Genomic DNA, 8,710 nt, shown 5'->3' on the forward strand with positions numbered 1-8,710 from the left:
ATATATCGGCATTTTTTCCTTTTTTTTAAAGATAAAATTTTAGTTTTTCTCTTTTTGAATAAAATAAAGTGTTAAAAACCTAAGCAGGATTTGTTTCTACAAACTTATGGGTAAGTTCCAGTTTTTTAAAAGAATGAGTTTAGTTATGCCAAGAGCCTTCCTATAAGAAGGGATGCCTCATATAGAAAGAGAATGGGAATTGCCATTAAGAGCATTGTTATTGGATTCCAATCTGGTGTAAGAATGGCTGATGCAACCAAAATTCCAATGTATATTATCTGCCATTGCTTCCTTAAGCTTTTATATGTGCATATCTTAAGTTTAAGGAGGGATATAATGAGAAGGGGGGTTTCAAATACAAGCCCAGATATTAAAACAAACCATCCGACAAACATAATATAGTAATCTGCCCTTATATTTGATGTGAGATATCCATTTGCTTGAGCAAAAAGCCATTTTAGACTAATCGGAAGGAGGAAAACGAATGAAAAATAAGCACCCATAATAAAAAGGACGATAAAGACAAAAAGGATAAGAAATAATGTTCTCTTTTCATTCTTTTTTAAGCCTGGAACAAGAAATGCAAGGGTTTGATATAAAATAATTGGCAATGAAAGCATAATTCCAGAAAATAAAGCAATCTTTAGCCTGATCATAAATGGCTCAAATGGTGAAAGATAGACAAGGATTATATTTCCTGCTGGAATTTTTATAAAAGAAAGGATTTTATAGGCAAAAAAGTAAGAAATGCAAGTTGTAATAAAAAGGGCGCTGATAATTATAATAAACCTATATCTTAGCTCCTCAAGGTGATCAAGAATGCCTATTTCTTTATCAGCCACCCTTTTCTTCTTTTGCTTCGCTTTTTATTTCCTTATCTACCTTCTTTATCTCTTCGTCAACACCTGATAAGGCTTTTTTGAAATCCCTAATTGCGTGACCAAGTGCACCACCAATTCCAGCAAGCCTTCCTGCTCCAAAGATAACCAGGGCTATGATAAGGATTATAATTAACTCTGTTGGTCCTAAACCACCTAGCATAAATAAATTTTATATTAAAAAACAAAACCCTGTCAACAACAAACTATCAAAGCTGAACGCATACCCTTGACATAATAAAGGCTATTTTGTTAAATTCTTTCTATGTATTTTCCTCAAACAAGATTAAGAAGGTTAAGGCAGAATAGGGCATTTCGTAGGATGGTAAGGGAAACAAAGGTAAGTCCAGAAAACCTCATAATGCCATATTTTGTTGTCTCTGGAGAAAATATAAGGAAAGAGATAAAATCCCTTCCTGGTCAATTTCATTTATCTATTGATGAGCTTTTAAAAGAGATAGATGAATTGGAAAATTTGGGCATATCTGGCATTATCCTCTTTGGAATCCCAGAGAAAAAGGATAAAGAGGGAAGTGGAGCATATTCAGATTCTGGAATAATCCAAAGGGCTTGTAGGGAATTGAAAAAGAAAGTAAAGGATTTGCTTATAATAACAGATGTCTGCCTTTGTGAATATAGAGAAGATGGGCATTGTGGCATTGTTGAAGATGGTAAAATAGATAATGACAACACCATTGAGGTGTTGGCAAAGATTGCAATCTCTCAGGCAAGGGCAGGTTCAGATATGGTAGCACCCTCTGATATGATGGATGGAAGGGTAGGGGCGATAAGAAATGCTTTGGATAATGAAGGATATAAGGATATTCCTATTATGTCCTATTCGGCAAAATATAGCTCATCTTTATACTCTCCATTTAGAAATGCGGCAAATTGCGCTCCATCCTTTGGCGATAGGACAACATATCAGATGGATTATTCAAACAAATATGAGGTTTTAAGAGAGATAGAGCAAGACATTGAGGAAGGGGTAGATATTGTTATGGTAAAGCCAGCCCTTTTTTATTTGGATGTAATTTCTCTTGTAAATGAAAGATTTAATGTGCCCCTTTGTGCCTTCTCTGTCTCTGGAGAATATGCTATGATAAAGACAGCATCTCAAGGTGGATTTATTGATGAAAAAAGGGTTGTTGATGAAGCATTAACATCTATAAAGAGGGCTGGTGCTAACATAATAATTACATATTTTGCCAAAGAATATGCAAAAAACCTTGTTAGCAAAATAAGCTAAATTACAAATCCAAAAGCTTGTTGAAAAATATCAAAGGCTAGCAGAAGAAGGCTAAAGAAATCAGAATAATTGAGTAATAAAAAAATCGTATGTGTTTATACAATTGTTCCTTGACATAGGCTAGTATTTGGAATTAAAATATCTAAAAGTAAATTAAGGAGGATTATTATGGCAGAGAAAAAGACAAAACCCATTTCTACTACAAGCACCAAGCAAGAGATATTGGATGCTTACAATACACTCCTTGAGCAAATCAAGGAAAGGGCTGATGTAGAGTTAAAGCCTGATGTAAAGATTGAGGAGAAAAAGACAAAGGAGGTTATTGAGACAGCAGAATCCCTATCAATAGATGGGGTTGTAAAGGAGATTGCAACAATAAAGCTAAATATGGCAAAGGTGCTTACAGAGCTTTGCAACTGCCTTGAGGAGGAGGTTAATAAATACAGAAAAATAAAAGAGGCAATTAGTGTTAAGGAAAAGGAGCTGGAAGAGGTATATGGAATAGAAAAACAGCTAGCAACCATGGCAACACTCATAGAGGCAGGGCATCAAAAGCATAGGGAATTAGAGGCTGAAATTTCCACCAAAAGGGAGCAATTAACCCAGGAGATTGAGAAAACAAAGCAAGAAGCAGAAAGACAAAGGAGGCTAAAAGAGGAAGAATTTAAGGAGTATGAGGAACAAGAGAAGAAAAGGCAAAAGAGGGAGAGGGAAGAGTATGAATATGCCATAAAAAGGGAGCAACAAATTTATAAGGATAAGTTTGAGGAGGAGAAGGAAAGAAAAGAGAAAGAAATAAGCATTAAAAGGGAAGAGATGGAAAGGGCTTTTTCAGAAAGGGAGAAGCTAATTGCTGAAAAAGAGGAAGAGCTAAATGAATTACGCAAAAAAACAAGCCTCTTTCCCAAAGAGATAGAACAGGCTGTAGCCAAAGCCATAAAAGAAACAATAGACAAGACAAGCCTTGAGGCAAAGAATAAAGAGGAGCTATTAAAGAAGGGATTTGAGGGAGAAAAAAATGTCTTTCTTGCCAAAATTGAGGCACAGGATAAGATAATAAAGGAGCAAACCCAGGAAATAGCGAGGCTTTCACATCAACTAGAGGATGCCTACCAGAAGGTTTCCAATATCGCCATTAAATCTGTTGAAGGCCCATCATATCCTTCTCTAACAGAACAGGTGAAACGACAAGGGGCAGAAAGGTAAAATGAAAGAGGGGAGGGAGGTTAATCCTAATATCCATTTTGGGAAACCTTGTGTAGCTAATACACGAATTCCTGTGCAAAATGTGCTTGAATTAGTTAGAAAGGACATCTCTTTTGAGCAAGATTATTATCCCAATTTGCAAGTTGAGGATATTCGTGCTTACATTGTTGAACCAGGAGACACAGATTTAGGAAACTTAAAAGGAAGCAATTACTATGGCAAATGATGTAATAGTATGCCCATATTGTAAAAGTGAAATTCCTTTAACAGAGGCGATTTCTCACCAAATCAGAAAGAGTCTGTATAAAGAATTTGAAGCTAAATTCAAAATAAAAGAGCAGGAGCTTGCCAAAAAAGAGGAGGTTCTTTCTTTAAAGGAAAGAGACCTTGAAAATTCTAAAAGGTCTTTGGAGCAACAGGTTTTTCAAAAGGTAAAATTGTATGTGTTTAGCTTTATAAAAAGGGAAGAAAAACCACGAATGGACACGAATGTAGCACGAATTGACACAAATTACAAAAAAATTATTTGTGTTTATTAGTGTTCTTATTAGTGCTAATTTGTGGTTAATTCAAAGGGTTCTAAAGAGAAGCTAAACACATACGAAATTCGCAATTGTTTATGGCCTTGGATGATATTTTCTGTGAAATTCCTTCATTGTATTGCTATCAAGGTGCGTATAAATTTGGGTTGTTGATATATCAGAGTGTCCAAGTAGCTCCTGAATTATTCGAAGATCAGCCCTGTTTCTTAAAAGATGTGTGGCAAATGAATGGCGAATAATATGGGGAAATAGGTTTTTTCTTATTCCAGCAATTATTCCATATCTTCTAACCATTTTCCAAACAGCCTCCCTTGTTAAAGGAGAGCCCCTCCAATTTAAGAAAACAAAAAGGGGGTCTTCCTTTTTCTTTAAGAAATTTTGCCTTTTTTCAAGATATATTTTAAGGTATTTTATTGCCTCCTTTCCAATGGGAACAATCCTTTCCTTTTCCCTTTTTCCAAATACCTTGGCAAATCCAAGCTCAAGATTTAACTGCTCCATCTTTAATTTAGTAATCTCAGAGACCCTCATTCCCGTTGAGTATAATAGTTCAAGTAATGCTTTATCTCTAATGCCTAAATTATTTGTAATATCAGGAGAAGAAAGAAGCTTTTCTATATCCTCGTATGTCAAGAAATTTGGAAGTTTTATTTCCCTTTTTTGAGATTTAAGAAAAGATGCTGGATTTGATTGTATAATTCCCTCTTGAAGGAGGAATTTAAAAAATGCCCTTATGCTCGCAATTTTTCTTAATATACTACTTGAAGAAAGATTATTTTTTTTAAGGTCTAACAGGTAATTAAAAAGAATTTTTATATTTATATCTTTAATTTTTGTTTTTTTAAGGGAAAGTATAAATTGGTTAATATCATTTCTATATGCAGAGATTGTATTCTTTGAAAATCCCCTTTCTAATAAGAGGTAATCTATAAATTTATCAAGTTCGCAAGCTGACATTTTGCCTCTTTTATTGTTACTGGATTTCCATGTCCTGGATAAAGTGTTGTGTTGTCTGGAAAATTTAACAATTTCTTAATGGAATTTATTAAGATTTTATGGTCTCCCTCTGGAAAGTCTGTTCTTCCTATTCCGTTAGAAAATATTGTATCGCCACAAAATATAGCATCATCAAGAAGAAGGGAGATAGAGCCTGGGGTATGACCTGGTGTTTCAATAACCTTAAGGTTTATATCACCCACTGTTATAATGTCATTTTCTTTAATTGTTCTTGTGGCTTCTTTAAATTTCATAGAAGACCCAAAAAATCCCGATAAATTAAGAAGGGGATTAAAAAGCATTTCGTTGTCTTTAAAATTGATAAGAAGCTCTGCTTTTGTCTCTTTTCTTATTTCATCATTTCCCATAATATGGTCTATATGGCAATGTGTATTTATGATATATTTAAGGGATAGTTTATTTTGATAGAGAAAATATATAATTTGCTCTACACCTTCTCCTGCATCAATCAATATTGCGCTGTTCTTGTTAAAGATAAGATAGCAATTTGTTTCATAATCTCCTACACAAAATGTCTTAAGCCCTTCTTTCATTTATTGCCCTTTCTATTCTTCTTAAAAGCTCTTTTTCATCTGGAATCTCTCCTGTATCTATGGATAGATTAGATACAGCATCCAGGCAAGCCCTGATTATTGAATTTTTTGTTATCCTTTCCCTTTTGTTTTTAGGATTTCTGCTTCTCATAATCTTTTTCTCAAGCTCCGAAAGAAAGGAAAGATTGGATTCTTTAAGAAGGATTGTAAGTCTATGTTCAAAAGTTCTAAACTTCGGAAGTTTAGAACTTAAGACTTTTTCCTCTATCTCTTTTGTTGTGGCTTGAGTTATTTCAAATAGGGCATCCGCACCTTTTCCTAATACAGGCTTTTTCATCTCTCATTTGGTTTTTTTAATGATTTCTTTAGAAAGGTCATTATAATCAATTGTTCCATATGACCTTGGTGCATAGAGCATTATGGGCATTCCATGTGATGGAGATTCAGCAAGCTTTACATTTCTTCTTATCTTTATTTTGGAAACATTGTTTTTAAAATACATGGCAATCTTTTCCAAAGCCTCTTTTGCGAGCTTTGTTTTTTCTGTGTAAAGGGTAGGGACTATACTTAAAATCTCAAGGCTATGATTTAACTTATTTTTTACAATCTCAAATGTCCTTATAAGTTTATCCATTCCCTCTAAGGCGAAAAATTCTGTCTGTAGGGGTATAATAAGATATTGTGCGGTTGTTAATGAATTTAAGGTAAGAAGCCCAAGCGAGGGAGGACAATCAATCAAAATATAATCATATTCATTTATTACTTCCTCTACCTTCTCTTTTAAAACCCTCTCCCTTCCAATCATATTGACAAGCTCTATCTCTGCTCCAGAGAGATTGATATGTGATGGGGCTATCTCTAATTTAGAAAGAGAGGTTTTAAGAATTATATCAGATATTTTTATATCTTGGGAAATTAAAACATCATACATTGAATGGTTTAATTTATGAATTGAAATACCCAGATGTATGCTTGCATTTGCTTGGGGATCCATATCTATAATTAAGGTTTTATAACCCAAAGAGGAAATCCCTGCTCCTAAATTAACACAGGTTGTGGTTTTTCCCACCCCTCCCTTTTGGTTAGCAACAGCAATAATTTTTCCCATTTAGGCACTTTTTAATAAATGATTGCATATCTCTTTTTGCGAGCAAGCACACTCTTTTTCTTTCTTTTTACTGAAGGTTTATCATAATATGCCCGTTTTTTAAGCTCTTCTGTTATTCCTTCCTCAAGGCATTTTCTTTTAAATCTTCTTAAGGCATTGTCAAGCGATTCATTGTCATAAACCTTTATTCCAACCATTGCTTTTTTCATTTTATCCCGGAGGCCAATTTAACCTCCGTCCTCCTAATATATGGATGTGTAAGTGAAAGACCTCACATCCTGAATCTTTTCCACAATTTATAACTATCCTAAAACCACTTTGTGAAATATCCTTTGTTAATTCCTTAATTTTCAGCATTATTTCACCAATTATATCTTTATCTTCAAGTGAAAGAATATCTGTAATGTGTTTTTTTGGAATTAAGAGAAGATGAAATGGAGCTTGTGGATTTATATCATAAAATGCCAGCATTTTTTCATCCTCGTAGGCAATATTTGTCTTTATCTCTTTATGGACAATCTTACAGAATATGCAATTTTCCATTTCTAAATCCTAAATTCTAATTCCCTCCTCCCTTTCTATTTCCCTATTTCCAATATCTGATCTAAAATATATATTTTCATATTTTACATTAAATATTGCATTATAAACCCTTGTTTTTGCGAGTTTTATTGTTTCATCTAACCCTGTTATTCCCAATACCCTTCCACCCGATGTAAGGAGCTTTTTATCCCTATCCTCTACACCTGCATAGAAAACAACGATATTTTCATCATTAATCTCGGAAATTCCTTTTATCTCTTTATGTTTCTCATAATTTTCTGGATAGCCTGAAGAGGCAAGGACAACGCAAAGGGATTTTCTTTCATCAACCTTTAATTTTACTTTATTTAAGCATCCCTCTATTGTTGCCATAATTGGTATTAGAAGGTCTGATTTTAATCTTGGAATTATTGCCTGTGTCTCTGGATCTCCAAACCTTGTATTGTATTCCAAAAGATATGGATTTTTGTTTTTAATTATAAGCCCAAGATAGATTATCCCTTTAAATACAATTCCAATATTATTTAAGCCTGAAATTGTTGGAATTAGAATATCTTTCTTTATTTTTTCCTCTATCTCGCTTGTTATTATGCCTGTTGGAGAATATGCACCCATTCCACCTGTATTTGGCCCTTTATCTTCATCAAATATCCTTTTATGGTCAGCTGATGTGGGTAGGGGAAGGAAATTTTCTCCATCAACAAAGGCAATATATGAAGCCTCCTCTCCATCTATAAAATCCTCAATAATTATTTTGTCTCCTGCAGAATTAAATATTCTATCTTCCATAATTTTGGTTATCGCATCTGTTGCTTCCCTTTGGTCTTCACAAACAAATGTTCCTTTTCCAGAGCATAAACCGTCTGCTTTTATTACAATTGGATATTCTTTCTTAAAAATATACTTTAATGCTTCATCTGATTTTAAAAATACCCTAAAGTTTGCTGTGGGTATATTGTTTTTTCTCATAAATTCCTTTGCAAATACCTTACTTGTCTCAAGCTGTGCCGCTTCTTTTAAAGGTCCAAATATCAGAAGACCTTTTTCATTCCAATGGTTAACTATTCCGCTAGCAAGTGGTGTTTCTGGTCCTACTATGGTAAGGTCTATTTTTTCTAAAGCTACAAAAGAGGAGAGAGAAAATAGGTTTTTTTTCTTTACAGCTATATTTTTTCCAAATCTCTTTGTTTTACCATTTCCAGGGGCAACAAATATTTCATGTACATCAGGGCTTTGTGAGAGTTTCCATCCAATTGCATCCTCCCTTCCTCCACTACCTATAATTAAAATTTTCATAAACAAAATTATAATTTTATTTTTATTATTTAGTCAAGATGTTTTTAAATTCCGAACTTATAAACTTTAGAAGTTCTTAACTTTGGAAGTTTAACCACTAAAATTTGTAAAGAATAAAAACCATAGGGTGAGTCATAGAACTCTGTCTCCCGCGAAAGAGCCGAATTTTTATTGACACAAGGAGAAATTTCTGCTAACATAGTTAAAATAATTCGTAACTATTCACCCTATAGGGAAATAAGGAATGTATATGTTTAGATAATGTTAAGGAAAATAATGAAGCCAAAGAATAAAAATCCCAATGTCCAAATCCCAATGACAAATGAAATCCCAATGTC

General features: G+C 33.7%; 13 protein-coding genes. 4 read left to right on the plus strand and 9 right to left on the minus strand.

Going from position 1 to position 8,710, the window contains the following annotated elements:
- Positions 1–143: 143 nt before the first annotated feature.
- Both tatC and tatA read right to left on the minus strand, forming a co-directional pair.
- Positions 144–842, minus strand: coding sequence for a twin-arginine translocase subunit TatC (tatC, locus tag AB1630_08090; protein ID MEW6103752.1), 699 nt, complete (start codon positions 840–842; stop codon positions 144–146).
- Complete coding sequence (tatA, locus tag AB1630_08095) at positions 835–1,041, minus strand: twin-arginine translocase TatA/TatE family subunit (GenBank protein ID MEW6103753.1); 207 nt, start codon at positions 1,039–1,041, stop codon at positions 835–837. Before tatA ends, tatC begins: the two co-directional genes overlap by 8 nt.
- A 102-nt stretch (positions 1,042–1,143) precedes the next feature.
- On the opposite strand from tatA, the gene hemB reads away from it, so the two are divergent.
- From hemB to AB1630_08115, 4 genes are all read left to right on the plus strand, one after another.
- Positions 1,144–2,127, plus strand: coding sequence for a porphobilinogen synthase (gene hemB / locus AB1630_08100; protein ID MEW6103754.1), 984 nt, complete (start codon positions 1,144–1,146; stop codon positions 2,125–2,127).
- A 168-nt stretch (positions 2,128–2,295) separates the two neighbouring features.
- Complete coding sequence (locus tag AB1630_08105) at positions 2,296–3,333, plus strand: hypothetical protein (GenBank protein ID MEW6103755.1); 1,038 nt, start codon at positions 2,296–2,298, stop codon at positions 3,331–3,333.
- Between the two features lies 1 nt (position 3,334).
- A complete protein-coding gene (locus tag AB1630_08110; protein ID MEW6103756.1) occupies positions 3,335–3,559 on the plus strand; it encodes a DUF433 domain-containing protein in 225 nt (74 codons plus the stop codon).
- Positions 3,549–3,872, plus strand: coding sequence for a hypothetical protein (locus AB1630_08115; GenBank protein MEW6103757.1), 324 nt, complete (start codon positions 3,549–3,551; stop codon positions 3,870–3,872). The genes AB1630_08110 and AB1630_08115 overlap by 11 nt, the downstream gene beginning before the upstream one ends.
- A 78-nt stretch (positions 3,873–3,950) precedes the next feature.
- On the opposite strand, the gene xerD is transcribed toward AB1630_08115, so the two are convergent.
- The 7 genes from xerD to purD are packed head-to-tail and all read right to left on the minus strand — an operon-like array spanning position 3,951 to position 8,372.
- Positions 3,951–4,832 carry a site-specific tyrosine recombinase XerD gene (gene xerD / locus AB1630_08120; protein MEW6103758.1) on the minus strand — a complete coding sequence of 294 codons (882 nt, stop codon included), beginning with the start codon at positions 4,830–4,832 and terminating at the stop codon, positions 3,951–3,953.
- Positions 4,802–5,425, minus strand: coding sequence for an MBL fold metallo-hydrolase (locus AB1630_08125; protein MEW6103759.1), 624 nt, complete (start codon positions 5,423–5,425; stop codon positions 4,802–4,804). Before AB1630_08125 ends, xerD begins: the two co-directional genes overlap by 31 nt.
- Entirely contained in the window at positions 5,409–5,762 is a 354-nt protein-coding gene (locus AB1630_08130) for a hypothetical protein (protein ID MEW6103760.1), read from the minus strand. Before AB1630_08130 ends, AB1630_08125 begins: the two co-directional genes overlap by 17 nt.
- A 3-nt stretch (positions 5,763–5,765) precedes the next feature.
- A complete protein-coding gene (locus AB1630_08135; protein MEW6103761.1) occupies positions 5,766–6,533 on the minus strand; it encodes an AAA family ATPase in 768 nt (255 codons plus the stop codon).
- A gap of 11 nt (positions 6,534–6,544) precedes the next feature.
- Complete coding sequence (gene rpsU, locus AB1630_08140; protein MEW6103762.1) at positions 6,545–6,730, minus strand: 30S ribosomal protein S21; 186 nt, start codon at positions 6,728–6,730, stop codon at positions 6,545–6,547.
- A 13-nt stretch (positions 6,731–6,743) separates the two neighbouring features.
- Complete coding sequence (locus AB1630_08145) at positions 6,744–7,076, minus strand: histidine triad nucleotide-binding protein (protein ID MEW6103763.1); 333 nt, start codon at positions 7,074–7,076, stop codon at positions 6,744–6,746.
- 9 nt (positions 7,077–7,085) lie between these two features.
- A complete protein-coding gene (purD, locus tag AB1630_08150) occupies positions 7,086–8,372 on the minus strand; it encodes a phosphoribosylamine--glycine ligase (GenBank protein ID MEW6103764.1) in 1,287 nt (428 codons plus the stop codon).
- Between the last annotated feature and the right edge of the window lie 338 nt (positions 8,373–8,710).

This window comes from bacterium, from assembly GCA_040753555.1.
Taxonomy (GTDB): Bacteria; UBA9089; UBA9088; order UBA9088; family UBA9088; genus JBFLYE01.

What these genes read in the sequence shown, in the direction of transcription:
- tatA (MEW6103753.1), bottom strand. Translation starts at nt 1,041, where the DNA reads ATGCTAGGTGGTTTAGGACCAACAGAGTTAATTATAATCCTTATCATA.
- hemB (MEW6103754.1), top strand. Translation starts at nt 1,144, where the DNA reads ATGTATTTTCCTCAAACAAGATTAAGAAGGTTAAGGCAGAATAGGGCA.
- AB1630_08105 (MEW6103755.1), top strand. Translation starts at nt 2,296, where the DNA reads ATGGCAGAGAAAAAGACAAAACCCATTTCTACTACAAGCACCAAGCAA.
- AB1630_08110 (MEW6103756.1), top strand. Translation starts at nt 3,335, where the DNA reads ATGAAAGAGGGGAGGGAGGTTAATCCTAATATCCATTTTGGGAAACCT.
- AB1630_08115 (MEW6103757.1), top strand. Translation starts at nt 3,549, where the DNA reads ATGGCAAATGATGTAATAGTATGCCCATATTGTAAAAGTGAAATTCCT.
- xerD (MEW6103758.1), bottom strand. Translation starts at nt 4,832, where the DNA reads ATGTCAGCTTGCGAACTTGATAAATTTATAGATTACCTCTTATTAGAA.
- AB1630_08125 (MEW6103759.1), bottom strand. Translation starts at nt 5,425, where the DNA reads ATGAAAGAAGGGCTTAAGACATTTTGTGTAGGAGATTATGAAACAAAT.
- AB1630_08130 (MEW6103760.1), bottom strand. Translation starts at nt 5,762, where the DNA reads ATGAAAAAGCCTGTATTAGGAAAAGGTGCGGATGCCCTATTTGAAATA.
- AB1630_08135 (MEW6103761.1), bottom strand. Translation starts at nt 6,533, where the DNA reads ATGGGAAAAATTATTGCTGTTGCTAACCAAAAGGGAGGGGTGGGAAAA.
- rpsU (MEW6103762.1), bottom strand. Translation starts at nt 6,730, where the DNA reads ATGGTTGGAATAAAGGTTTATGACAATGAATCGCTTGACAATGCCTTA.
- AB1630_08145 (MEW6103763.1), bottom strand. Translation starts at nt 7,076, where the DNA reads ATGGAAAATTGCATATTCTGTAAGATTGTCCATAAAGAGATAAAGACA.
- purD (MEW6103764.1), bottom strand. Translation starts at nt 8,372, where the DNA reads ATGAAAATTTTAATTATAGGTAGTGGAGGAAGGGAGGATGCAATTGGA.